The organism is Ihubacter sp. rT4E-8 (genome assembly GCF_049852125.1).
Lineage (GTDB): Bacteria > Bacillota > Clostridia > Peptostreptococcales > Anaerovoracaceae > Senimuribacter.
This window is the reverse complement of record NZ_CP187532.1, coordinates 937,390-962,224: the sequence shown is the minus strand read 5'-3', so window position 1 is coordinate 962,224 and position 24,835 is coordinate 937,390. Positions and strand designations below refer to the sequence as shown.

Genomic DNA, 24,835 nt, shown 5'->3' with positions numbered 1-24,835 from the left:
GGATTGCTCCCGCCTTTTGCTTTTTCCTTGATTTAGTTCTCTTTCAGTTTGGCTACCAGTTCGCCTGCCTTGACCTGCTGACCTTCGTGTACATAGATCGTATCTACGATGCCCTTTGCAGTTGCCAGGATGTTGGTTTCCATCTTCATGGCTTCGATGACTGCAATCGGCTGTTTTTCTTCTACTGCTTCGCCTTCCTTCACCAAAATCTTCAGGATGTTGCCCGGAATGTTGGCGCCGATTTCCATCGGATCGTCTTCGTTTGCGAAACGCGCTGTGGCAATGGAGGAAACAGCGGACTGCATATCTTCGTCCTTAATCTTGACGATTCTTCTGTTGCCGTTGACTTCAAATACCAGATCGCGGTTGCCTTCCGGATCTACGCCTCTGATTTCGTGCAGCTTGATGACCAGCACTTTACCTTCTTCCAGCTTGACTTCGCAAGTTTCGCCCTCGGAAAGTCCGTGGAAGTAGATGTCACTACCCATGTATCTGAAGTTGCCGTCTTTCTTCAGGCTCTTATGATAATCCTCAAATACCTTGGAATACATCGCATAGCTGATCACATCCTGCGGCGTCGCTTCGATACCAAGTTCGTCAGCCAGATGGGCTTTGATAGCGTCAAAGTCTTCCGGCGGCAGCAGCTCGCCCGGTCTGCAGGTAATCGGCTCCTTGCCTTTCAGTACCACTTCCTGAATATCCTTCGGGAAGCCGCCTTCCGGCTGACCCATCATGCCTTCGAAGTAAGATACGGTAGAATCCGGGAAGTCGATGTCTTTCCCCTTTTCTACAATATTCTCCGGTGTAATATCGTTCTGCACCATAAAGATTGCCAGGTCGCCCACTACCTTGGAGGACGGCGTTACCTTGATGATATCGCCCAGCATCTGGTTTACAGTCTTATACATATCCTTTACTTCCTGGAACTTGTGTCCAAGACCGAAAGATTCTACCTGCGGCTTCAGGTTGGAATACTGACCGCCAGGAATTTCGTATTTATAGATTTCCGCAGTGGAAGTTGCCATGTCGGATTCAAAGTTCTTGTAAACCGGTCTGACGTCTCTCCAGTATTCGGAAATCTTCTGAATGCCGTCCAGGTCGATACCGGTATCTCTTTCACTGTTTTCTACAGCAGCAACAACGGAGTTCAGCGCCGGCTGAGAAGTCAGTCCGGACATGCTGTTGAACGCCGCGTCTACGACATCTACGCCAGCCTGCGCCGCCATCAGAATCGTGGCTACGCCATTTCCGCTGGTATCGTGAGTATGCAGATGAATCGGCATATCCACTTCTTCTTTCAGTGCTTTCACCAGCTTGTAAGCTGCCATCGGCTTCAAAAGACCTGACATATCCTTGATGCCCAGAATGTGAGAGCCTCTCTTTTCCAGTTCTTTCGCCATTCTGATATAGTAATCCAGATTGTATTTGGTTCTGGAATCGTCCAGAATATCGCCGGTGTAGCACAGACATGCTTCTGCAATTTTGCCCTGATTCAGCGTTTCATCCAGCGCCACTTCCATACCCTGAATCCAGTTGAGGGAGTCAAAGATACGGAACACGTCAATGCCTGCGGCAGCGGACTGCTTGACAAATTCTCTGATCACATTGTCCGGATAGTTCTTGTAGCCTACTGCGTTGGCGCCACGAATCAGCATCTGGAACATGACGTTAGGAATCTTCGCGCGGAGCGTCTCCAGTCTTTCCCATGGAGATTCCTTCAGGAATCTGAAAGAAGTATCAAAGGTAGCGCCGCCCCACATTTCGATGGAGAACAGGTCTTTGCCGTAAAGGGCCATTGCCGGCGCGATTTTTTCCATATCTACAGTTCTGACTCTGGTTGCCATCAGGGACTGCTGCGCGTCTCTCATGCTTGTATCTGTAATCAGCAGCTTCTGCTGTTCCTTGGTCCATTTCGCGACAGCCTCTGGTCCTTCCATATCGAGGAGCTGTTTGGTGCCTTTTAAGGTATTGATTTCCGTCATCGGAATCTTCGGGAATACCGGCACGTCAAACTGCGGTTTCACACCCTTTGTCTCATTGACAACTTTGTTTCCGATATAAGTCAGTACCTTCAGTTCTCTGTCGTCGGCTTTTCTGATGTTGAGAAGCTCAGGGTTTGCCGCGATGAAACCAGTGTCGCAGTCACCTGCTTTAAAGGTCGGATGATTCAGTACGTTGAGCAGGAAACCGATGTTGGTCTTAACGCCTTTAATCTGGGTTTCACGCAGCGCTCTAATCGCCTTTCTGGTCGCGCCCTCAAAGGTATTGGAATATGCTGTAATTTTAACCAGTAAGCTATCGTAGTACGGGGATACGACAGAGCCGGTAAATCCGTTGCCGCCGTCCAGACGAATGCCGTAGCCGGAAGCACTTCGGTAAAGCTCGATCGTTCCGGTATCAGGCGCAAATCCGTTGGCAGGGTCTTCTGTGGTAATTCTGCACTGGATGGCGTTTCCTCTCATCTGAATATCTTTCTGGCTTCTGATGCCGACTTCGTCGGAATCCAGCGGATATCCTTCGGCGATGAGAATCTGAGACTGTACGATATCGATGCCGGTTACCATTTCGGTTACCGTATGCTCTACCTGAATTCTCGGGTTCATCTCGATAAAGTAGTGATTGCCGTGTTTGTCGAGCAGGAACTCTACCGTACCCGCACTTCTGTAGTTGACCGCTCTGGCGATTTTCAGGGCGTCTTCGCAGATTGCCTTTCTCTTTTCTTCAGAAAGACACAGCGCCGGTGTAAACTCGATCACCTTTTGGTGTCTTCTCTGAATGGAGCAGTCTCTTTCGCAAAGATGTACTACATTACCGTATTTGTCGCCCAAGATCTGCACTTCGATGTGTTTCGGGCTTTCTAAGTATTTTTCAATAAAGATATCGTCGATGCCGAAGGCTTTCTTCGCTTCGCTTTTCGCGCTTCTGTACTCCGGTAGCAAATCCTGCTCGTTTCTGACGATACGCATACCGCGTCCGCCGCCGCCAGCCGCGGCTTTGAGCATAATCGGATAGCCACACTTCTGCGCAAAGTCGACCGCTTCTTTTTCTGTCTGGATTGCCTTTTCTACGCCTGGAATAGTCGGCACACCTACTTTCATCGCAACCAGTTTAGACTGGATTTTATCGCCGAGACTGCCCATCATTTTGTCAGTCGGTCCGATAAATTCGATGCCCGCGTTTTCACATGCCGCCGCGAATTCCTGGTTTTCGGAAAGGAATCCGTAGCCCGGATGAATCGCGTCTACGCCTTTGGCTTTTGCCAGTTCGATGATTTCCTCGATGGCAAGATAAGCAGCAACCGGCGCTTTGCCTTTGCCGATCTGATAAGATTCGTCCGCTTTGGTTCTAAACAGCGAATTCTTGTCTTCCTCGGAGTAAACTGCAACGGTTCTGATTCCAAGCTCGTTACAAGCACGGAAAATTCGGATTGCAATCTCGCCTCTGTTGGCGACCAGCACTCTCTTGAATTTTTTAATTTCTTTCATCTTTGTCTCCTATTCTCTTATGTTAAAAAAATTAAAATGATAAACTAGCTTATATTTATTTGACAATATGAACGTCAACCTGCTGATACGGAATACTAATACCCGCTTCATCAAATGCGACTTTCACATTCTCCTCTAAAAAATATTTTACATCAAAATAGTTTTCCGTAGCGCACCAAACCTTAAAGTCCATTAAAACGGCATGATCGCCGTGAGAGGCTACGCCAATTACTGGCTCCGGTTCTGTCATAATTCCGGGATGACTGACCGCAATGTTTTCCATCAATGTCCGAGCCTTTTCGATATCCGCGTCATAGCTGATAGAAAAAACGCAGTCTACCCGTCTCATGTCTTCTGATGAATAGTTGATCAGAACAGACGTTGTTATCGTTCCGTTGGGAACCGTTACAACTTTGTTGTCAAAAGTATGCAGACGCGTAGTCAATAGATCAATACTGTCTACAATACCGCAAACACCTGCAGTTTCAATAGTATCACCACGATTAAATGGCTTATTAACCAAAATAATCAAGCCGCCGGCAATGTTCCCCAAACTGTCCTTCAGGGCTAAAGCGATAGCAGCGCCTCCTGCACCTAAAACAGCCAACAGGGACGCCGTACTGATACCCAGATTCTGCAAAACACTAATAACCAGAACAATCCAGAGAATCACTTTCGTTGCTTTAAGAATAAATAGATGCAGCGCCTCGTCAAGTCTGGATTTTGCCAAAGCCTTTTTCTCTATCCGAAGAATCACTCTAATGGCAATCCATCCGACAAAGAGAATCACTGCCGCAATGCCTGCGTCCATCAGAATATCCTTTGTTTCTTGTGACAAATTACCACCTCCTGCTGAGTTCTACATACAATATCCTGCCAGCCTTCTGCCAACCCATACTCCAAGCAAGCACGTACAGATACTGGCCACAGCATACAAAATGCCTGTAAACAGATGATCCTCCTCTAGCAGATTGAGCACCTCCAGAGAGAATGTAGAGAAGGTTGTGAACCCTCCGCATACGCCAATCTTTACAAAGATCACCAGGTTGGGATTTATCGCCTTTCTACCCATGATGATACCTGTTACGAATCCAATCAGCAGAGCGCCGGTCAGATTAATAAAAAAGGTCACCCATGGAAAAACCGTTTTTACAGGAATCAATCCCAGAGCATATCGAGCGGTTGCTCCTACTGCGCCGCCCAGCGCCGCCATTCCTAAATGTACTAAAAAGTCTATGTTTTTTTGAAACATGATATACTCCAAATGATACGACTAACGTCTCGCCGCTCCGGCTTCGTTACTCTCGCGCTCCCGGGACGCTAAAGCCTTGCAAGTCCATTATCTTCCGGATCTTCTCCGTTCAATTTCTCTGAGCAGCTTCTTTCTCAAACGGATATCATCCGGTGTAATTTCAACCAGCTCATCGTCTTCGATGAACTCCAAAGCTTCTTCCAAAGTGAATACCCTCGGCGGAGACAGCTTGATCGCCTCATCACTGCCGGCGGCGCGCATATTGCTTACCTTCTTCGCTTTACACGGATTCACTTCCATATCGTCGCTCCGCGAGTTCATTCCCACGATCATACCCTCGTAGACCTTCGTTCCAGGCTCTACAAACATATGCACGCGCTCACCGATATTGAATAGAGCATACGGCGTGCACGTTCCTTCCTCGATGGCAATGGCTACGCCATTGGTCCTTCCCTGAATTTCACCCTTATATGGCTGAAATTCTAAGAATCTGCGTTCCATCGTACCCTCTCCTCTGGTATCATTAATGAACTCCGAACGATAGCCGAGCAGTCCTCTGGTCGGCACATGATATTCCAATCTGGAATATCCGTTCTCACCAGTCATCTGCACCATGATTCCTTTTCGCAGGTTCAATTTACTGATTACCGTACCGGCATATTCGTCAGGAACGCTAATCGCTACTTCTTCTATCGGTTCCAGCTTACGTCCGCTTTCATCTCTGCGAATAATGACCTCTGGTTTTGAGACAGCCAGCTCATAGCCCTCTCTGCGCATATTTTCAATCAAAATAGAGAGGTGAAGCTCTCCTCTTCCCGATACCTTAAAACAATCAGTGGAATCAGTTTCTTCAACCATGAGACCCACGTTGACCTCCAGCTCTTTATCTAATCGCTCTCTGATATGTCTTGACGTTACAAATTTTCCAACCTTACCTGCAAATGGAGACTTATTGACCATAAAGTTCATAGACAAAGTCGGTTCTTCGATATGGATCATTTCCATCGGCTGCGGATTCTGCGGGTCGCAGATGGTTTCGCCAATAGAAATATCAGAAATACCGGATACTACTACAATATCACCGCACTGCGCTTCCTCTACCGCTGTTCTTTTCAGTCCGCGGTATACGAAAACCTGATTAATCTTTCTCTGAACGATCGATCCGTCTTCTTTCGCGACCGCTACAGTCTGACCTTCCCTGATCGTACCCCTGGTAACGCGTCCGATTCCCAGACGTCCGATATAGTCGTCATATGCCAGAGTGGAAACCTGCAGCTGCAAAGATTCCTCCCTCAGATCCGGATACGTCGAGCAGTGTTCGATAATGGTGTCAAACAGCGGCGTAATATCCAACCCCGCGTAACCCGCCGGCGTATGCTTAATTTTGCTTCCGTCTTCTTCTACAGAAAGTCCTTCGGCATCCTTCGGATCTCTGACTGCGATACCCTGTCTGGCTATACCATAGAGAATCGGAAAATCTAATTGCTCGTCGTTGGCATTGAGATCCATAAACAGCTCATAGACCTCGTCCACAACCTCCTCGATCCGCGCATCCTTCTTATCGATTTTATTGATAAACAGAATAGGATTTAATCCCTGTTCCAGAGATTTACTCAGCACAAACCTGGTTTGCGGCATCGGACCTTCGCTGGAATCCACCAGCAAAATCACCGTATCCACAGTTTTCATAATACGCTCAACCTCTGAAGAAAAGTCCGCGTGTCCCGGTGTATCAACGATGTTGATTTTCACATCGCCATGCATAATCGAGCAATTTTTTGAGTAGATCGTAATGCCTCTTTCCCGTTCTATATCATCGCTATCCATGACGCAGTCTACGATATCCTCGTTAGCCCTGAAAACTCCGCTTTGATTCAGAAACGCGTCCACCAGCGTGGACTTTCCTGCATCAACATGGGCTATAACTGCGATATTGATAATCTTCTGTTGTTCTACCATTAACTTTCCTCTTTTACATACAAAATATCATATAATTATACCTCATTTTCTGTGATTGATCAATAGTTTCTGTGTGTATACACAGTAATAATCACAAAAAAAATGCAAAAACATTGTTGCTTTTTCCAATTTTATGATACAACCGCCGCTCTATCTCTCCAACTGGGGCAGCTGATCTATCGTAGGCTTAACCTGATAAAAATCCCGAAGGGCTTCGTATTGAGCCTGAGATGCCGCAGCCTTGGACGCGCTCGGATACTTCGGCAGAATCCCTTTGATCATAATATTGCGAGCAGTATGCTCCAGACTTGTAAATTCAATCATAGCTACGTCGTAACCGGCAGCTTCCAGCTTCAACCCCCGCAGGCCGTCTGTCAGATACTCTGTCAGCCGGTCCTTCAAAATGCCGTATTTCAACATAGGCTGGTGTATATCATTGTGTATCTGTGAAAAAAGCTCATGCTGACAGCACGGAACTGAGAGAATCACAGGCGCGCCCCAAGAAACGGCGTGAATCAGCGCGTAATCTGTAGCGGTGTCACAGGCGTGAAGTGTCACCACCATATCAGCTCGATCACTGGTAAAATCCGCAATATCACCAAGCAAAAAGTGAAGTCCTTCATAATGAAGATCCTCTGCCACCTTGCTGCAGAAGGCAATGACGTCTTTTTTCAAATCCAAACCTATGATTTCCACATCACGGTGTTTTATTGTCTTCAGATAATGATACAGGGCGAAGGTCAGATAAGCCTTACCGCATCCGAAATCAATAATTCGAAGTGTTCTGTCTGTAGGAAGATAAGGAAAAACGTCTTCCACGATTTCCAAATACCTGTTTATTTGTCGAAATTTGCTGTAATGACGCTGTACGACCTTTCCGCTTTGCTCCATAACCCCCAAACGAATAAGAAAATCGCACGGCTGTCCGTCAGGAATGACATACTGCTTCGTTCTGTTATGCTCTAAAGTCGGCATGCCCCGTGTGGCTGGCCTCGTCATAATATGCGGCTTGTCCGGTTTTGCTGCGAGTATCTGGATATCCTCCGCTGTCGTAAAGATATTGACCTGCTTAAAATCATCTGCTGTCAGGGATTTCGCCTTTGCCAGAGCCGACGGCCGATCTAAATTCTCATGGCTCACTTTTTTATCAAAGGTATATTCCGTCTGGAACATCACTTTTCCGGATATTTTCACAGGACGAATGATAACCTTATGGTACGCCAGAGACCTTTTTCTTTTATTTGAAAAAATCATTCGAATCAGATTTCCACTTTCGAAAATATCTGTCAAGCACTTTTCTAACTGGTTCATAGCTTCCTCTTTTCTCTCTTATTATTTTCATTTTATCATAATTTCTGAAATGCTTCAATGCTCTGACAGTGTTAAGGGAATCCGCTATTGCTGCAGAATTCCCTTAACTCTTTTTCTGTCTACCTGAACGGAAGACATTGCTCCCTGCTATATCAGAACAGTCACGCCTCTACGAACGGCACTCCTAAAATATCCGCTACGGACAGCGCAAGATTTCTTCCTATGGAATCTACATTATTCTTGATCCAGTTGGCGTCCTCCACATTATCGTGATAGGCAACCTCCACTAATACCGCAGGCGCTTTCGTTCTGCGAAGCTCCGCCAACGTAGTCGTAGGCACAGTTGTAACTAACGATGGATTTGGATAGATCTGCTTCAAATTATTCGCGATAATTTCAGCATCCCTCTGTCCTGCTGTCGAATCTCTGTAGTAGTAAACATCTGGTCCTTGAATCGCGCCGGACATATTAGGCGGAGCGGCGTTAGAATGAATGGCCAGATGAAAGTCATAGGTTCCCGCGTTGGAACTTGCAATTGAATCCGTTACCGTACCGCCCGGATTATTGCGGCTGAAACTGATACCGCTGGCTCTCAAATAAGGCACCATAGCGTCAGCGATCAGATTCGCGTAATATTCCTCTGTACCCCCGTTGACAAATTGGTTATATTCCTGTGTGGACGGGCTTAAAAATACACTTGGCATAGTATTCCTCCATTTTTTAGTCTCATTTATCCTATGCCGCGAAGAACACAAATGTGCCAGAGCATACCCACCACGTAAAAAATTCGCTTGCCCTACGCACAAGCGAATTTACAACAATAAACAGAGCGCTTACCCTGTTCTACGATAATCCTGCCCAAGTCATCAGCGCCGGCGTAATATAGCATTCTATCAACGCCGCGACAATCAGCAAAGGTATCGCTCCCAGAACGAAAGTCTTCGCCAAACCATTTAAGACCGGCAGAACCCTTTCCTCCTTAGCTCGCCCCAAAATTTTTCGGGACAGCTGCTTGCAAAGATAGATCCCCATAGCCATAGACAAAAAGAATGCCGGAAGCTCGAAAATTCCATGGGGTAGCAATCCAAACACAATTGTTTTGGCCACCGGCATGATACCGCTGGCCGCCCCCAACCCCAGCAAAGCTCCAATCAATGCAGCATTAGAAATTACACTGAGCGCAGGGAGGAAAATAAACGGAATAAATCCCAGACCCACACACATCGCACAAGCGAAGATATTGCTTAATAGCAGCTTTATAATAGAGAGTGCGCCATTCTCATCTATCATATCCTGCGCTTTGGGCGCATACATTGCCACAATCTCCTGTGCAGACGCCGTATCACTGCCAAAATAAACAGCCGTCCCCGCCGTCAGCGCCACAAAAATCACGGCTATCCAAACAGCCAACCGCACAATTTTCCTTCTTAAATCCTTCTCCATGTCAAGAACACGCTCCTTCCGCAAACTTTTACTTGCCGGATTTGTCAATATCTGCAGTAAGTATATTATTGATTTTATCTACGCAGATCCTCTTTTCCACATCCAGCCCATGCTTTTCATAAGAAAAGCCGAATCTACTGCTGACCTGGTGGTACAGATCCAGACACTTATAATGACTTTCCAGCGCCTGCAGAGATTCCTCTCCTGTGAGAACAGGAAAACGCAAGCTGATGCGTCCCCTCTCTAAAATATCCAACAGATAATCCGCCAGCAATTCCATTACCGATTTTTCTCTCGTATCACATGGACAGGCAATCAGTTGATAAACCTGATGCTTATCGCAGTCTGACAGACGCAAGCAGCTTCCCTTTACTTCCACAAGCTTTTGCAGATAACGATATCGAATCAGAGTTTCCTCTACTGACATCATGCGAAAAAAGCGAGAATGCCCCATCTTCTCCCATGTGCTTAAAATTGCCGGAAGCTCCGCGGGAATGTCCAATAAGCTTTCCGCAAAGCCCGCAAAAACATATTGTAATTCTTCCGGTGGACAGAGCAGCGCTTCCTGGATTGCTAACATATCCCTGGCTGCCTGCACAAAGCCCTCCTCATACATTCCAAGTCGCCCCGCCCGGCCTGCTATCTGTCGAACCTCCTCAGGCTTCAACGGCCGCATCACTCGTCCGTTATATTTCTCCGTCTCCATGAAGACCACTCTCCGAATTGGCAAATTCACACCCATCCCGATCGCATCCGTGCTGACCACAACCTGAGTCTGTCCCGATATAAAACGATAAATCTGTTCCTTTCGCGCTGCCGGCGGCAAATTGCCGTAAATCACGCTGCTCGCCACGCCTCTTTCTTCCAATAAAGATGACAGCTTGAGCACAGATTTTTTTGAAAATACGATCAAAGCGTCTCCGTCCCGCACATTCTCCAAAGAAAAAGGTTCCGGCAGGAAAAACAACTCTGTATTTCTTTGATGCCGCACTACTTCATAACGGTCTCCGCACATATGAATCAATTTCTTTACTACCGCTTCACTTTCCGGAGCCATACAGACATGAATCTCCCTCGCGCAAAGCCCTAAAATAGCTTTCGTCCAATTGTGTCCTCTATGAGGGTCTGCCAGCATCTGCGCTTCATCAATCACCGCTATGTCATACTGTAAACTATCATCCAGCATCTCAATCGTGCTGGCCGTCACCAGCGCATATGGCTCAATCATTTCTTCTTCTCCGGTAACCATATTGCACGGGACGCCGCTTTCAGCCATTTTATCATGAATTTCCAATGCCAACAGCCGCAAGGGTCCTAAATAAACGCCGCAGGAAGCGGATTTCAATCGTTCAATAGCGTCATAGGTTTTTCCAGAATTGGTCGGTCCAATATGAAGGATGAATCTTCGTCTCATGTTTCGCGCCTGCGGATACTGCATCACCGGTGAATCCGGCATCATTTTCGAAATATCCCCCTTAATCAAACGAACCAGATAATAATTCTGATAATAATACACCAAGGACATTTTGCACATCCGTTTATCCACCTGCCTGTCTCCCATAAAAACAGCGGCTATAGAGCCTGTAAAAGCAGGATAGCACTCTGCAAAAATACGCAGATCCGCCTCTGCCAAAAGGCGAACCTGCTCATAAAATGTATTTTTATCAAAATCCGTTCCATAAAGATTCACATCTCTGGAGAGAGAATTGGCGCGAATATGGGCATCCTTTGACTCTCCTGGACCAGCGGGCTGCATTCTTTTCTCACGTACGATTTTTCGAAGTCTGGCTTTTAGCCTTCTCTTATAATTAGCCAGATTCTTACCCTTTTTTCTCGCGATTTTACCGCCAGTATTGTTCCGGTAAATTTTCTCGTAGTACGACGCTAGATAATTCAGGTTTTCGCTGTATATCACCAGCTTCCACCTCCGCCGCCGCCGAAGCCTCCGCCAGAGAATCCACCGCCGCCAAAGCCGCTGGAATGCCTTCCGCCGCTGTCACCGCTGGAAGCAATCATGCTTTTCGTCACGCTGTCTGTAAATCCTCTGCTACAGCTCCTGAACATATGGCTGTACCACATAGCAGTAAATATCGGATCTCCACCATATCCTGAATAGTATGACGGCGCTTCCAAACGTATATTTTCAAATTTTTTAGCCCATTTATCTGATAGCCCCATAACATAAGCATACGGCAAAATATTGAAAAAGTACTCTGGATCATCCTCGACCAGCAATTCCAGCTTTTCCAGTTCCGCCGTCTCAATAAAATTGCGGAAGCCCAGAATCTGGCTCTGCAATTTAGCTCCGTAATCTGTTCGCTTGCCCATGATCAACACAAAGATAAATGTAACAATGCCTGAGACCAAAGTAAGCAGCGCAAGCAGCTCCTGTTCCATTGATATAGCCACCACACCAGCGCCAATGCCAAGTCCTATCAGACCTAAAGCTGAACCAATCATACTAAGCAACAGCTTTTTCCCCTTACTGTACACATCTCTGCGGTCAAAAACACTAATATCCATGCATAACCCTATCAGAAGCAGAATGATGGACGGAATCAGCGCTATCATCCACAGATAATTAAAGGAGAAAAAGGAACCTGCCGTAATAGACGCTATTGCCGGCACAAACATCAAAGCCATACCGATTCCCCGGATCACCTTAGAAGCAGTAGTTGTTAACACACGGTCGCCGCTATACCAGCTTTTCAGCTGGTCTCTGGCCGCAAGAAACTGATCGCTAAAGCCTTTTGGCAATTGATCCATACGAACCACGTCGCCTTCTTCAAAAAGCGCGTGAAACAAAGTTTTCGAAAAGGCCTTTTCTTTCGGATCAATAGAAGTAAGACGCGTCAACTCAAATTGATCCCTCGTATATTCTCTTACAGACAACCAGCCCTTATCCGCATAATACATGATCATAGAGGCCAGATCCTTGTTATCTACTATGTCGTCTATAATATATCCGATTTCTGCTGGGGTCAGATCCTGCGGAGGATAAAATTCTACGGTCTTAACGATCTTTGTATCCCGTCCGAACATCAGCCAAAGCAGTCCCATAATCAGCGGCAGCGCAATTAAAGCGCCCGTCAACAGCCATACCAACCAATCCCTGTTCGCGGCTCCCTGCCAATATCCTTCCGGCAATTCAGCCCGCAGAGTAATCCCCGCGCCCTGATAAAGGTTCTCAGCATGCAATGTAATGGTATTATCTTTCTCGTGATAATTAGCCTTTACCTGCAGGGGATTGCCTTCAAGCCCATAGCTGCCGGAATAAACCTCTACGCGCGCCGGGTCGATAGGCTTGGGCAGCGACACTTTGACAGATACCTTTTTGATAGAAGACTCCCATCCGGTAGGCAAAACATCGACAGCCAGAAAGTCCGCGTCAGCCGTTTTATCCTCGTAGCCTACGATATCATAACTGATGATATACGTATGCTTGCCTGTAATCGTCCGATCTGCATCACCGACCTTCAGGATACTCTGCGCCGTACCGTTTTCTCTGATCGTCTCTGTGCTGTAAGACTCACCCTCCGCGCGCAGGTTTTTGATCGTGTAAATGCCGTCCTCAAAGGGGACATATCGAAAAATACCGTGTCGCGCAGCTTTAAAATCAACTTTTATCGTTTCAGTAACATGAATCACATGATTTTCTTCTACTGTCATTTCCACGTCGAATCGATTTGTCTCATAGCCGCCGGCCGCATAAACCGACGCGCTGGAAAACAAACAGCAGCTCAAAAGAAGCGCCGCTGCTATTAACGCACAAAATAACCTTCTCATCCTTCTCATCAGAATTCCACCTTTACATTCCGTCTTTCATCGTCAGCATCCACTTCAAACATCGGTTTCTTTTGAAAATGGAATATCCCTGCCAGAATGTTACTTGGGAACATCTCGCATTTGTTATTAAAAATCTTAACCACAGCGTTATAATATTTCCGAGCGTTAGCAATATCTTCTTCTACTCGCTTCAACTGGTTCTGAAGATCAAGGAAGTTGGTATTCGCTTTTAAATCCGGATAATTCTCCGCTATTGCAAAGAGACTTTTCAACGTCCCCGTCAACGCATTTTCACCGGCGATTTTTTCCTCTATTGTTCCCGCGCCCTGCGCCATATTTCTGGCCGCTACCACCTGACTGAGCGTTTCTTTCTCATGAGATGCGTATCCCTTAACGGTTTCTACCAGATTAGGAATCAAATCATATCTCTTTTTCAGATAGACGTCCATAGTAGCAAAGCTTTCCTCTACGTTGTTTTTTCCTCTGATAAATCCGTTATAGCCGCTGATAATCCAGATTACAAGAATCAGAACAACCACAGCGATAATAATACCAATGATCATATTGATACCTCCCGTTATTTACTTTAACATAGTTCTTTTTCTTTGATTGATTATACACCAATTAACAATAATTTACAACTCAACCAGAGCTTTGACACGGTAAACGCGTGAAAACAAACTTCTATCTTCAATCACTCCTTCCGATGTAAATCCGGCTCCGGCCATTTCCATATTCACGTAAGACCCCGGCTTCACACAGCTTTCTCAAGGCATGATATGCTTTGGTGGTCTTCACTTGTAAAAGCGCCTCCGCTTCCTTTCTTGTTATCGCACCGTGCTCTCTCACATAACGAAGCAGCCTTTCTTCCTCTGTCAGAAAAGGTGTCGGCGCACTAGTTTTGGTTAATCCGTAAGAAAGTTCATGGACGGCAGCGCCGGTTTTCCGCGAAACCTCTTTTGCATAAAGAAACTCATTTTCATTACAGTTTGGCAGCGTCACCCGGAACGCACCCTCTGCCGTCTCAATCTTCGGCTGTTTCGCTTCTGCCTGATATAAGCGCATAATTTTGCTGATGCCAGTTCCGTAGCTTTCAATCAGACCCAAACGATAAAATACCGCCGCCAGATTGGGATTTCTGGACTGTGAAGCGCCCATAAAAATCGCGTCAAGAGACAGTCCCTGCACCAGACCTCCCAGAGAAACAAACTCCAAGCGATCCTCGTAAATATTAATCAAGGTACTCGCGCTGAACCCGTAATCACGATGTACAATACAGTTAAGCAAAGCTTCTCTGATGGCGTCCTCCGGATAATCTCGCTGATCGATTCTATCAAGTCCTGAAAAGGTCGCTTTGGTCTTGTTGCTGAGATCAATCAGTTCATATACGCTGTACAGCTGTTTCAACAAAGACCCGGAAAACTCTTTCCGGCTATGAAAAACTTCCTTCTCTCTGCCCTGAAAAATTGCGACTTTGATACTATGATCACACTGATCCGATAAAAGGCGCGCCAGATTAGTATATAATCCGTCCTCTCCAATGAGATGGAGGTTGCGCATTTGCGGCTGTCCAAACTCGATAGATTTTTTCGCCATCTCCACTTCTAATGCAGAAAAGGTAAGATTTTGCTCCATGCTGCGGCTTTCTTCGTAGGATTTGCCGCTGCTTTCCAGTATCATTTGACGAATTCCCTCATCGCTGACAGGAATCGACGCGCTGCCCTGCCGCACATATACGCCAGAGGATCTCAATCCTTTACTTTTCAGATAATATGGACGCCGAGTTCCCGTCTGCACCGCAATTTCAACCACAGGTTTACCTTCCCGTTCAACGGTTCTGATCTTTACAAAGGGCATAATGTCCGGCATAATCGCATCTGAAAGCGCTGACGACGCCCGCAGCATAACTGCGTCAGGATCTTCCACGCCTTTGATCGTACCATCGTTTCTAATTCCAATGTAAAGCGTGCCGCCTGCTCCATTGGCAAAAGCGATAACTTCTTTCTTGACGTCATCTACGAAAATTTCTTTCCATTCTATATCGATATTTTCAATCGGCTTCATCTCCGGTTCCCCCTTCACAAATCATCTTTCTTTTATTATAACCCAAAAAAGAAAAAAATCAACCAAAAGCGAAAGAAAACGAAAGAAAACAAAATAAAAGAAATAAAAATTCTGCGATCTAGCATATTACTGTAAAACCGCAGAATCTAAATTTAATGTCTTTATATTTTCCACTCCACCGGGCTCTGTTCATTTGCCGTCAGAAAATCATTAGCCTTGGAAAAATACCTGCCGCCGTAAAAGCCGTTGTAAGCAGACAACGGGCTTGGATGCGCGCCTTCTAGAATCAAGTGGTTTGGATTCGTAATCAGACTTCGTTTCGACCTTGCATTGCCGCCCCAGAGGATAAAGACCATGGGTTTTTCCCGCTCGTTGAGCAGACTGATTACCTTATCAGTAAAAATTTCCCATCCCTTTCCCTTATGGGAATTAGGCTGGTGCTCTCTGACCGTCAGACAGGTATTGAGCAGCAGTACGCCCTGCTCCGCCCATTTGACCAAATAGCCGTGATCCGGCGGATCGATGCCCAGATCGTCTTTTAACTCTCTGAAAATATTCACCAGCGAAGGCGGCTGCTTGATGCCCGGCCGCACAGAAAAAGACATACCGTGGGCCTGCCCCGGACCGTGATAGGGGTCCTGCCCTAAAATCACAACCTTGACGTCCTCGTAATCTGTATATTTCAATGCATTGAAAATATCGTGCATATCCGGATAAATGGTTTTGCTTCCGTACTCGCTGATCAGAAACTGCCGCAGCTTCTGATAATATTCTTTTTCAAATTCTCCTGCTAATATTGCATCCCAATGGTTTCCGATATTTACCATAATGCTGTCATCCTTTCTCCGGTTCTTCCAGACCAATTTCCTCATATCTGAGCCATCTGCCTTTTTTAATGTAAATTAACATCATAATTGCACCGATGAGCCAGGTCACTGGATAACCCAAAATCAAAAGATTTAGCTGGTGGGATATATCGAGACTGACCTTAATCCAGATGACACGGCAAACGCACAGGGAGAAAATCGAAATGACCATTCCTTCAAAGGTTCTGCCCACACCTCGTATGGCGCCGATGGCAATCTGCAGAATTGCCAAAACCCAATAGAACGGATACATATATTTCATCATGTAAATTCCCGTCTCGATGACCGCTTGTTCACCAGTGAAAATCCGAATGATATACGGCCCGAACACCAGCATCACCGCGCCGGCAATCAGCGCATATCCAGCTCCCATACTCATAGAGGTCTTCATCCCCTGTCTGATCCTGTCAATCTGTTTTGCTCCATAATTCTGTCCACAGAAGGTCGTCGCCGCCATACTGATACTTAAAATCGGCAGAAGAATAAATCCGTCTACACGGTTAAAAGCCGCGTAAGACGCCATAACCGTAGGGCCGAAACTGTTGACACTGGACTGCACGATAACATTGGACAGGGAAATAACGATATTCTGCACACCGGTAGGCAGACCAATTCTTACAATCCTTCCAAGTAAATTATCATAAAACTTGATAGATTTGAAGTGAACTTTGTACATCTCACTGGTGCGACAAAGAAATCTCAGAATAAAGAAACAGGAAATGCCCTGACTGATATCTGTTGCCAGCGCCGCGCCCACAACGCCCATCTTAAATACAGCCACAAAAATAATATCTAAAATCGTATTGGAAACCGCAGCGATAATCAGATAAATCAACGCCCGTCTGGAATTTCCAACAGCGTTCAAGATGCCTGCCAGCATGTTATAAATGACAGCAAAGAAATGACCTGCAAAAAAGATCTGCAAGTAAGCCTTTGCGTCCGCAAACACTTCTTCCGGCGTATTCATCCAACGAAGAATCCACGGCGTAAACAAAACGCCGATGATTGATAAAATAATCCCCGCGCAGATGGAAATCGCCAAAGTAGTATGTACCGCCTTAAACACGCCCTCCTGGTTCTGCGCGCCATAGGACTGAGATGTAATAACCCCCGCGCCGGCGGACGCACCGATACAAAATCCAATCAGAAGCTGAATAATCGCACCGCTTGCGCCTACTGCCGCAAGAGCGCCGCTTCCTACAATATTTCCAACAATAACAGAGTCTACAATATTGTAGAGCTGCTGAAACAGATTTCCTAAAATCAGCGGAATTGAAAAAAGAAGGATTTCCTTCCAAATTGTGCCTGACGTCATTAAAGTATTGTTTTTTTGCATATGATATCTCCTTCCTTCTAAAACTCTACTACTATTTGAACACACTTATGTGTACAAAGTCAAGGGGGTGTACAAAGAAAAAACAATCTATCCTTTTTTTCCCGTGCTTTTCGTGTTAGAATAGTTCCATGAACAAAATTTATATTGCGAAAGACGCAAATATCAGATTAAAAGAATATCTGAATGATACAGGCTACTGCTTGGAATTTGTGGCGTCGGAGGGTATTGTTGACAAGGCGATTTCAAATCACCCCGATGTATTTTTATGTAAAATGGGGATCGAACAAAACGCACCCATATTTTTTGCTGCAAAGGAAGATTTAGGAAAAGATTACCCTGCCGAAGCCGCTTTCAACGCCGCCTGCACTGGAAAGTATTTTATTCATAATCTCAACATCACTAACGAAAAGCTACTGTTCGCAGCAAAGGAAATGGGTATGATTCTCGTCGACGTTCGACAGGGTTATACAAAATGCAGCGTAGTCATCGTAGACGAAACCTCTCTCATCACCTATGACGAAGGCATTATCAAAGCCTGCAGTAAATTCCCTGATATTTCCGTGCTTCGGGTCGCACCGGGCTTTGTCAGACTGGATGGTTATGATACCGGTTTCATCGGCGGCGCCAGTGGCAGAGTCGGCAAAGAAATCATCTTCCACGGCGACCTGTTCGGTCATCCGGATTTCTCCGCCATCGTGGACTTTATTGAAAAACGCGGTCTCACCTGCAAATGGTTTCCTCAGTTTAAGTTGACCGATATTGGGTCGATTTTGTAAGCATGCGGGTTACTCTGGATCGAGACATTAACAAAAAGCCGCGGACCACAGGAATTCGTCAATGTCCGAAGTCAAGCAATGCAACACATGCGGCAAATCGGGCTAAGGCTTCATGAAGTACGTGAGTATCGCAGTACATACAGTAAACCGAAGTAATGGAGGCGAAAGACAAGTGAAAAAGCATGCAATCATCCCCATCTTCATACCCCACAAAGGCTGTCCCAACGATTGTGTCTTCTGCAATCAAAGAAAGATTACGGCACGGACTGCGCCTCCTTCTGAAAAAGAGGTGAGGAACACCATTGAAACCTGGCTTTCGACCTTGGAGCCTGCTGGAACTGACGTTATTGAACTGGCCTTTTTCGGCGGAAGTTTTACGGGACTTCCTTTGGAGGAACAATCTGCATATTTATCCATTGCAAAGGAATATAAGGACAAGAGGCGTATCAAGAAGATTCATATGTCTACCAGACCGGATTATATTGATGAAACGATTTTAAATAATCTAAAAAAGTACGATGCCGACACGATCGAGCTGGGCGTACAATCCTTTGACGATGAAGTGCTTCGTCTTTCGGGACGAGGTCATGACAGCGCATCGGTATATAAAAGCTGCCGTCTAATTCAGGAATACGATTTCGAATTAGGAATTCAACTGATGATTGGTCTGCCGGGCGACACTTTAGAAAAGGATATTTATTCCGCGCAGGAAACAGTGAAAATCAGACCTTCTATTGCCCGGCTCTATCCCACTGTCATCATATCAGACACACAGCTGCACCACCTATATGTGTCTGGTCAATATACGCCGTTATCGGAAGAAGATGCTGTCCATCGAACCAAAGAAATGTATAAAATTCTCACAAAGGCCGGTATCAATATTATCCGTGTCGGTTTGAAAAGCAGCGATATTCTCAGCGATGAAGATCAAACCGCAGGAGGTACTTTTCATCCAGCTTTCCGTCAATTAGTGGAGGGCGCCATCGCCAGAGAGCAAATTGAAGATCAACTGAAGGAATACGTCACGCTAAAAGGACGTTCCAACGGAAAAACTAAGGCAGATTTCTACGCAAACCGGCGTTGCTTCTCTAACCTGATCGGAAACGGAGGCAGAAACAAGAAGTTTTTTCTTGAAAAATACCCTGAACTTAATATATTATATAAGGTGAATGATTTTTTACAGGATTATCAATATGAAGTAAAAATAAAGGAGAATGATAATGAACGAAACATCTAAAGCTGTTGTAACCGTGATCGGAAAAGATATGGTAGGAATTCTTGCCAGGGTTTCCACCGCTTGCGCTCAGGCTAATGCTAATGTAGTTGAAGTAACACAATCTGTGTTAGACAGTTTTTTCTGTATGGTTATGATTGTTGACATCACAGAAGCATCCATGCAGATCGATCAATTACAAAAATCCATTCAGGAACAAGTACCGGCCATGCAGGTTCACGTTATGCATGAGAATATTTTTAATTCCATGCATAGAATTTAGGACGGGAGGATTTTGTAGATGCTGAACATGAGCGACATCATGGAAACAATTACCATGATACAAGAAGAAAATCTGGATATACGCACGATTACTATGGGGATTTCTCTGCTGGACTGTGCTGACAGCGATATCGACAAATCCTGCGAAAAGGTCTATAAAAAAATTACGACCAAGGCACGTGATCTCGTTAAAACGGGTGAATTCATTGAGAAAAAATACGGAATTCCTATTGTGAACAAAAGAATCTCCGTCACACCGGTCTCTATGCTGGTTGGCGTTTCCGGCGGTGATCCGGTAAAGTACGCCCTCACATTGGATAAGGCTGCTCACCAGGTTGGAGTAAATTTCATCGGGGGTTTTTCGGCTCTGGTACAAAAAGGATTTTCCGCGGGAGATCTGGAACTGATTCAAGCAATTCCTCAAGCATTAGCTGAGACTGAATTGGTTTGCTCCTCTATCAACGTGGGTTCAACTCGCGCCGGTATCAATATGGACGCGATAAAGCTGATGGGACAAAAGGTTCGCGAAACTGCCGAATTAACGAAAGACAGACAATGTATTGGCGCAGCCAAGCTGGTGGTTTTCTGCAACGCGGTAGAAGACAATCCATTTATGGCCGGCGCTTTTCACGGTGTTGGCGAAGCTGACTGCGTTCTTTCCGCCGGCGTCTCCGGTCCGGGCGTAGTTCGCAGCGTTCTATCAAAAATGCCTGCGGAAGCTACTATGAATGAAATCGCAGAAGCAATCAAAAAAACTGCGTTCAAAATCACTCGTATGGGCCAGCTTGTGGCTGCGGAAGCCGCTGAAATGCTAGGCGTAGAATTTGGCATCATCGATTTATCTTTAGCGCCTACGCCGGCGGTTGGAGATTCGGTCGCCCATATCCTAGAAGAAATTGGTTTAGAGCAATGCGGCGCTCACGGTACGACAGCCGCCCTGGCTATGCTCAACGATGCCGTAAAGAAAGGCGGCGTAATGGCGTCCTCCAGTGTAGGAGGCCTGTCCGGCGCTTTTATCCCCGTCAGTGAAGACGCTGGTATGATTGCCGCGGCCAGAAACGGCGTCCTGTCCATTGAAAAGCTGGAAGCAATGACTGCAGTCTGCTCTGTAGGTTTAGATATGATCGTTATTCCTGGAGATACAACCAGCGAAGTAATTTCTGCCATCATAGCAGATGAGGCAGCTATTGGAATGGTCAATTCCAAAACCACAGCGGTTCGCGTGATCCCGGCAATCGGTCTTTCCGAAGGCGAAGAACTGGATTTCGGCGGTTTGCTGGGGTATGGTCCTGTTATGCCGGTTCGCAGCCAATCTCCTGCAAAGATGATCAACCGAGGCGGCAGAATCCCTGCTCCTCTGCAAAGTCTAAAAAATTAAGGAGCAAATCATGACGCAAATCAGACTTGGAAAAACAGAAATCATTACTAATAAAAACGGCTTCGGCGCGTTGCCGATTCAAAGAATTTCTTTTGAAGCTGCAGACGCACTGATTATGCGCGCTTACGAAAACGGTATTACCTTCTTTGATACTGCCAGATTCTATTCTGACAGCGAAGCAAAGTTAGGCAAAGCTCTCAGCAGCCGAAGCTTACGTGAAAACGTTTTTCTTGCAAGCAAAACCATGTGCAGCGCTACAGAGGAATTCTGGCAGCAGCTTTCTACTTCTTTAAATGAACTGCAAACAGATTATCTTGATCTGTATCAGTTTCACAACCCTGATTTCTGTCCGAAGCCTGGTGACGGAACTGGTTTATACGAAGCAATGTCAAAAGCCAAGGCAGAAGGAAAGATTCGTCATATCGGTATCACAAACCACAGAATCAGCATAGCAAAGGAAGCCATCGAAAGTGGACTGTACGAAACGCTGCAGTTTCCTCTCTCCTATCTTTCTTCATCTGAGGATTTAGAACTTGTATCCCTATGTAAAGAAGCTGATATGGGATTCATTGCCATGAAGGCCATGGGCGGAGGACTTATTACTAAAGCTGACGCGGCATATGCCTTTATGAATCAATTTGACAATGTCCTTCCCATCTGGGGCGTACAAAAAACAGAAGAACTGGATCAGTTCCTGATGTGCGGAAAGAATCCTCCCGTTATAGACGACGCCATGCGCGCTTTCATTGAAGCAGAACGAGAAGAACTTTCCGGCGACTTCTGCAGAGGATGCGGTTACTGCATGCCATGCCCTGTTGGGATTAAAATTAACGACTGCGCCCGTATGGCTCTACTGCTTCGCCGAGCGCCCGCAGAGGTCTATATGGACGAAGCGCATCAGGCCGATATGACTTTGATCGAAAGCTGTCTTCACTGCGGTAAATGCAAAGCGAAATGCCCGTATGGTCTGGACACACCCGCTTTGCTAGAAAAAAATCTGGCAGACTATAAAGAACAGATAGCCCTTCGAACAGTGTAATAAATCAGGAGGTACACCACTATGACATTAGGTCACGAAAAATTACAACTAATCACCCTGCCTACGCCGTTAACGCATCTAAAGTCCATTTCCGGAGAATTAGGTATCAACCTCTATTTAAAGAGAGATGACCTCACCGACTTCGGCACCGGGGGAAACAAGCTGCGTAAACTGGAATACCTGGCAAAGGACGCGATGGACAAAGGCGCTACCATGCTGCTGACCGTTGGAGGCGCGCAAACCAATCATGGGAGGCTTACCGGCGCCATAGCCGCAAAGCTAGGCATGAAAGCAGCTATCATTGCGGTAGATCCTTATCCTGGTGAAATATCAGCTAATCTTCTGCTCGACGGCATTATGGGTTGTCCTGTATATCTGGTACAGGACGACGGTATGCATTCTGAAGACGAACTGCAGTCTATAGCTGTTGAAAAGGTCACAAAAGAATGGGAAGCTAAGGGTGAAAAGGTTTATTTCATTCCGACCGGCGGTTCTAACGAACTGGGCAGTCTGGGTTATTATGACTGTGCGCTGGAATTATCCCGGCAGACAGAATCCATGGGGCTGACAGACGTGCGCGTCGTCGCTACCATAGGCAGTCTGGGAACTTATATGGGGTTAGCTGTAGGCATTAAAAACGAACAACTCCCATTACATCTTACCGGCGTAACGATTCTGCCGTTTAAACACGGCGGAAAAACGGAAGCTACAGAATACTTCAGCAGAATCAAACAGTTCTTTGGATTAGATATAAATATGTGTGAAGAAGATTTCGACGTGATCTGTGATTACGATCACGGTGACTACAATAATCCTGTTAAAGAGGTACGAGAAGCCATTTACTACATGGGCCGCAAGGAGGGTATTATTTTAGATCCCTGCTACACCGGCAAAACCTTCGCCGCTATCTTAGAAATGGTTAAAAGCGGCCAGATTCAGCAGGGTGAGAACGTGATCATGATGCATACCGGAGGAATTCCAGGCATCTACACAAAACACCATCGAATTGAAATGGAAAAAGAACTGGAGAGATATATTCATATCATCTAGCAGTTCCGCAATCAAAAAGGGAATTTAGCTTCTTCGCTGAATTCCCTTCATTAACAATATATTTTACCAACATGGAGAGCACCAGCTGGTCAGGCAATACACGGTGCAGCAAGTATCGCAGCAATCTCCTTGCTGTTGCTGTCCATAACCCTGCGCGTTGGATCTTCCTCTATACATCGCTCCTCCTGACGCCATCTGTTGATAGATTTGTCTGTATTCCATATTGTTCGGATTCATATCCATAGCCTGACGTACATTGGTCAGCGCATCGTCAATCCACCCCTTCTTATACGAAAGTACGCCGCTGAGGAAAAACCATTCCGCGTCTCTCGCCGGCATATTGATCAGCATCTGCTCCGCGCCTACCAAATCATTGTGGTCTAACGCCTGCCTTACAGCATAGTATTCTGCTGATCCTCCGGATGCGCCATAAGACTGTGAGCCGGACGCATGATAGCTCTCATTTCCTGAAGGACGGTTTTTCATCAAAATATCATATGCCTCGTTAATTTCCTGCATCTTCTCCTCCGCCAAATCAGCCAAAGGATTATTTTGATACTTATCTGGATGGTATTTCTTTACTAGATTCTTATACGCCGCTCTGATTTCTGACTCTGACGCTCCTGGTTTAACGCCCAATACTTCATATGGATTATTCATGTTCCTTCATCCTTTCTGCCAAAATGCGATCCGTTTGTCCACGTAAACCAATAAAGAGAATATTCTCCAAAATTCCCTGATTTTTCTTTATTTCCAAAAGATCATAAGCTTTGGTAATCTCTGCAAGTTCATTATATAGCATATCTTCAATTCCGACAAGACCATCTTTGCGTAAAAGAAGTGGATTATACGCTCCTGATTCTCTGTCCTTCTCCATATCGTCCAAAGCGTCAATCACATAGATCCATCGTCCCACGTGACGTCCCAGATGCTCCAAGATCCGCTCCCTTGTTTGGAAAGATTCTTCAACTGCTTTGTCTTCAGTTGAACAGGAAAACCTATATCCAGAAAATAATGCCGCCAGAATTTCCCCGAAGACGTCACAGACTAAATCTATCATCGCACATTGTTCCTTTTCCATCGCGGACAAACGGTTGAGACCATCCTCCACCGCGGCGCAAACCTTCGGCCGGCACCCTTTGATCCTGCCATATGCCAATGCCAATGCCATACGTCCCGCTAACGCGGAGATTTTTTGTTCGTCCTGCCAGTCATCTCGGAATTTGTGGTATGCCAGAATGACCATAACATCAGCGGCATAGTCCAAAGCCTCGCTTCCAAAAACTACCGGTTTTTTCTCCAAATGATGCATGATACAATGTTCTTTAGAAATCTGTTCCGCATTTTCTGACAGACTTTCCAGGATCAGCGCCAGAAAAACGCAATCGAAGCTGAGTACCATGCGGGGAAGCTGCCCTACTCGCCGGGAAATAGACTTGCACATACCGCAATAATATCCCTGGTAGACATCCCATTCGCGGACTTTTAATTCATTTTTGTCAACAGTTACGTAGCCTAACATAATACTTTTGATGATATACCAAATATATGACAGTTTCAAGAAGTATTTGTGAAAATTACTTGCGAAAGGTTGA

At 45.9% G+C, this 24,835-nt stretch carries 21 protein-coding genes; 6 read left to right on the top strand and 15 right to left on the bottom strand.

The window, feature by feature from the left end; genetic code table 11:
• Positions 1 to 32: 32 nt before the first annotated feature.
• The 13 genes from ACPW7J_RS04735 to ACPW7J_RS04675 all read right to left on the bottom strand — a co-directional run bounded on the left by ACPW7J_RS04735 (position 33) and on the right by ACPW7J_RS04675 (position 17,502).
• Positions 33 to 3,485: a pyruvate carboxylase gene (locus ACPW7J_RS04735; protein ID WP_425756927.1), complete on the bottom strand. Its 3,453-nt coding sequence runs from the start codon at positions 3,483 to 3,485 to the stop codon at positions 33 to 35.
• A 55-nt stretch (positions 3,486 to 3,540) separates the two neighbouring features.
• The gene (locus tag ACPW7J_RS04730) at positions 3,541 to 4,323 is read right to left on the bottom strand and encodes a mechanosensitive ion channel family protein (RefSeq protein WP_425756925.1); all 783 of its coding nucleotides are present in this window, start codon (positions 4,321 to 4,323) and stop codon (positions 3,541 to 3,543) included.
• Positions 4,324 to 4,344: 21 nt separating this feature from the next.
• Positions 4,345 to 4,737, bottom strand: a complete 393-nt coding sequence (crcB, locus tag ACPW7J_RS04725; RefSeq protein WP_425756923.1) for a fluoride efflux transporter CrcB — start codon at positions 4,735 to 4,737, stop codon at positions 4,345 to 4,347.
• Positions 4,738 to 4,824: 87 nt separating this feature from the next.
• Positions 4,825 to 6,696 (bottom strand): translational GTPase TypA, encoded by a 1,872-nt coding sequence (typA, locus tag ACPW7J_RS04720; RefSeq protein WP_161873857.1) that lies wholly within the window; start codon positions 6,694 to 6,696, stop codon positions 4,825 to 4,827.
• A gap of 150 nt (positions 6,697 to 6,846) precedes the next feature.
• Entirely contained in the window at positions 6,847 to 8,007 is a 1,161-nt protein-coding gene (locus ACPW7J_RS04715; RefSeq protein ID WP_161873856.1) for a class I SAM-dependent methyltransferase, read from the bottom strand.
• A 161-nt stretch (positions 8,008 to 8,168) separates the two neighbouring features.
• Entirely contained in the window at positions 8,169 to 8,711 is a 543-nt protein-coding gene (locus ACPW7J_RS04710) for an N-acetylmuramoyl-L-alanine amidase family protein (RefSeq protein ID WP_425756920.1), read from the bottom strand.
• A gap of 139 nt (positions 8,712 to 8,850) precedes the next feature.
• Positions 8,851 to 9,450, bottom strand: a complete 600-nt coding sequence (locus tag ACPW7J_RS04705; RefSeq protein WP_425756918.1) for a stage II sporulation protein M — start codon at positions 9,448 to 9,450, stop codon at positions 8,851 to 8,853.
• Between the two features lie 28 nt (positions 9,451 to 9,478).
• Entirely contained in the window at positions 9,479 to 11,365 is a 1,887-nt protein-coding gene (locus tag ACPW7J_RS04700) for a helicase-related protein (RefSeq protein ID WP_425756917.1), read from the bottom strand.
• The gene (locus ACPW7J_RS04695) at positions 11,362 to 13,245 is read right to left on the bottom strand and encodes a DUF2207 domain-containing protein (protein ID WP_425756915.1); all 1,884 of its coding nucleotides are present in this window, start codon (positions 13,243 to 13,245) and stop codon (positions 11,362 to 11,364) included. The genes ACPW7J_RS04700 and ACPW7J_RS04695 overlap by 4 nt, the downstream gene beginning before the upstream one ends.
• The gene (locus ACPW7J_RS04690) at positions 13,245 to 13,799 is read right to left on the bottom strand and encodes a LemA family protein (protein WP_161873851.1); all 555 of its coding nucleotides are present in this window, start codon (positions 13,797 to 13,799) and stop codon (positions 13,245 to 13,247) included. Before ACPW7J_RS04690 ends, ACPW7J_RS04695 begins: the two co-directional genes overlap by 1 nt.
• Positions 13,800 to 13,926: 127 nt before the next feature.
• Positions 13,927 to 15,300, bottom strand: coding sequence for an RNA-binding domain-containing protein (locus ACPW7J_RS04685; protein ID WP_425756913.1), 1,374 nt, complete (start codon positions 15,298 to 15,300; stop codon positions 13,927 to 13,929).
• 161 nt (positions 15,301 to 15,461) lie between these two features.
• The gene (locus tag ACPW7J_RS04680) at positions 15,462 to 16,127 is read right to left on the bottom strand and encodes a uracil-DNA glycosylase (RefSeq protein ID WP_425756911.1); all 666 of its coding nucleotides are present in this window, start codon (positions 16,125 to 16,127) and stop codon (positions 15,462 to 15,464) included.
• Between the two features lie 7 nt (positions 16,128 to 16,134).
• Positions 16,135 to 17,502 carry an MATE family efflux transporter gene (locus tag ACPW7J_RS04675; RefSeq protein WP_425756909.1) on the bottom strand — a complete coding sequence of 456 codons (1,368 nt, stop codon included), beginning with the start codon at positions 17,500 to 17,502 and terminating at the stop codon, positions 16,135 to 16,137.
• 128 nt (positions 17,503 to 17,630) lie between these two features.
• Here ACPW7J_RS04675 and ACPW7J_RS04670 point away from each other — a divergent pair, with 128 nt between their 5' ends.
• The 6 genes from ACPW7J_RS04670 to ACPW7J_RS04645 all read left to right on the top strand — a co-directional run bounded on the left by ACPW7J_RS04670 (position 17,631) and on the right by ACPW7J_RS04645 (position 23,240).
• Positions 17,631 to 18,278 carry a DUF6873 family GME fold protein gene (locus ACPW7J_RS04670; RefSeq protein WP_425756908.1) on the top strand — a complete coding sequence of 216 codons (648 nt, stop codon included), beginning with the start codon at positions 17,631 to 17,633 and terminating at the stop codon, positions 18,276 to 18,278.
• 172 nt (positions 18,279 to 18,450) lie between these two features.
• Positions 18,451 to 19,515 carry an elongator complex protein 3 gene (locus ACPW7J_RS04665; protein WP_425756906.1) on the top strand — a complete coding sequence of 355 codons (1,065 nt, stop codon included), beginning with the start codon at positions 18,451 to 18,453 and terminating at the stop codon, positions 19,513 to 19,515.
• Positions 19,499 to 19,774, top strand: coding sequence for an ACT domain-containing protein (locus tag ACPW7J_RS04660; protein WP_424959405.1), 276 nt, complete (start codon positions 19,499 to 19,501; stop codon positions 19,772 to 19,774). Before ACPW7J_RS04665 ends, ACPW7J_RS04660 begins: the two co-directional genes overlap by 17 nt.
• 18 nt (positions 19,775 to 19,792) lie before the next feature.
• Positions 19,793 to 21,151 carry a PFL family protein gene (locus ACPW7J_RS04655; RefSeq protein WP_425756904.1) on the top strand — a complete coding sequence of 453 codons (1,359 nt, stop codon included), beginning with the start codon at positions 19,793 to 19,795 and terminating at the stop codon, positions 21,149 to 21,151.
• Positions 21,152 to 21,161: 10 nt separating this feature from the next.
• Positions 21,162 to 22,190, top strand: a complete 1,029-nt coding sequence (locus tag ACPW7J_RS04650; protein ID WP_425756902.1) for an aldo/keto reductase — start codon at positions 21,162 to 21,164, stop codon at positions 22,188 to 22,190.
• Between the two features lie 21 nt (positions 22,191 to 22,211).
• Positions 22,212 to 23,240, top strand: coding sequence for a 1-aminocyclopropane-1-carboxylate deaminase/D-cysteine desulfhydrase (locus tag ACPW7J_RS04645; protein WP_424959404.1), 1,029 nt, complete (start codon positions 22,212 to 22,214; stop codon positions 23,238 to 23,240).
• Between the two features lie 63 nt (positions 23,241 to 23,303).
• Here the strand turns inward: ACPW7J_RS04645 and ACPW7J_RS04640 are convergent, their stop codons facing one another.
• Entirely contained in the window at positions 23,304 to 23,900 is a 597-nt protein-coding gene (locus ACPW7J_RS04640) for a J domain-containing protein (protein WP_425756900.1), read from the bottom strand.
• Positions 23,893 to 24,762, bottom strand: a complete 870-nt coding sequence (locus ACPW7J_RS04635; protein WP_425756898.1) for a DUF5685 family protein — start codon at positions 24,760 to 24,762, stop codon at positions 23,893 to 23,895. Before ACPW7J_RS04635 ends, ACPW7J_RS04640 begins: the two co-directional genes overlap by 8 nt.
• Positions 24,763 to 24,835: the final 73 nt, after the last annotated feature.

Coding starts and splice junctions, on each gene's coding strand:
- ACPW7J_RS04655 (WP_425756904.1), top strand. CDS start 19,793: ATGCTGAACATGAGCGACATCATGGAAACAATTACCATGATACAAGAA.
- ACPW7J_RS04735 (WP_425756927.1), bottom strand. CDS start 3,485: ATGAAAGAAATTAAAAAATTCAAGAGAGTGCTGGTCGCCAACAGAGGC.
- ACPW7J_RS04710 (WP_425756920.1), bottom strand. CDS start 8,711: ATGCCAAGTGTATTTTTAAGCCCGTCCACACAGGAATATAACCAATTT.
- typA (WP_161873857.1), bottom strand. CDS start 6,696: ATGGTAGAACAACAGAAGATTATCAATATCGCAGTTATAGCCCATGTT.
- ACPW7J_RS04675 (WP_425756909.1), bottom strand. CDS start 17,502: ATGCAAAAAAACAATACTTTAATGACGTCAGGCACAATTTGGAAGGAA.
- ACPW7J_RS04705 (WP_425756918.1), bottom strand. CDS start 9,450: ATGGAGAAGGATTTAAGAAGGAAAATTGTGCGGTTGGCTGTTTGGATA.
- ACPW7J_RS04650 (WP_425756902.1), top strand. CDS start 21,162: ATGACGCAAATCAGACTTGGAAAAACAGAAATCATTACTAATAAAAAC.
- ACPW7J_RS04670 (WP_425756908.1), top strand. CDS start 17,631: ATGAACAAAATTTATATTGCGAAAGACGCAAATATCAGATTAAAAGAA.
- ACPW7J_RS04635 (WP_425756898.1), bottom strand. CDS start 24,762: ATGTTAGGCTACGTAACTGTTGACAAAAATGAATTAAAAGTCCGCGAA.
- ACPW7J_RS04685 (WP_425756913.1), bottom strand. CDS start 15,300: ATGAAGCCGATTGAAAATATCGATATAGAATGGAAAGAAATTTTCGTA.
- crcB (WP_425756923.1), bottom strand. CDS start 4,737: ATGTTTCAAAAAAACATAGACTTTTTAGTACATTTAGGAATGGCGGCG.
- ACPW7J_RS04640 (WP_425756900.1), bottom strand. CDS start 23,900: ATGAATAATCCATATGAAGTATTGGGCGTTAAACCAGGAGCGTCAGAG.
- ACPW7J_RS04690 (WP_161873851.1), bottom strand. CDS start 13,799: ATGATCATTGGTATTATTATCGCTGTGGTTGTTCTGATTCTTGTAATC.
- ACPW7J_RS04660 (WP_424959405.1), top strand. CDS start 19,499: ATGAACGAAACATCTAAAGCTGTTGTAACCGTGATCGGAAAAGATATG.
- ACPW7J_RS04715 (WP_161873856.1), bottom strand. CDS start 8,007: ATGAACCAGTTAGAAAAGTGCTTGACAGATATTTTCGAAAGTGGAAAT.
- ACPW7J_RS04695 (WP_425756915.1), bottom strand. CDS start 13,245: ATGAGAAGGATGAGAAGGTTATTTTGTGCGTTAATAGCAGCGGCGCTT.
- ACPW7J_RS04680 (WP_425756911.1), bottom strand. CDS start 16,127: ATGGTAAATATCGGAAACCATTGGGATGCAATATTAGCAGGAGAATTT.
- ACPW7J_RS04645 (WP_424959404.1), top strand. CDS start 22,212: ATGACATTAGGTCACGAAAAATTACAACTAATCACCCTGCCTACGCCG.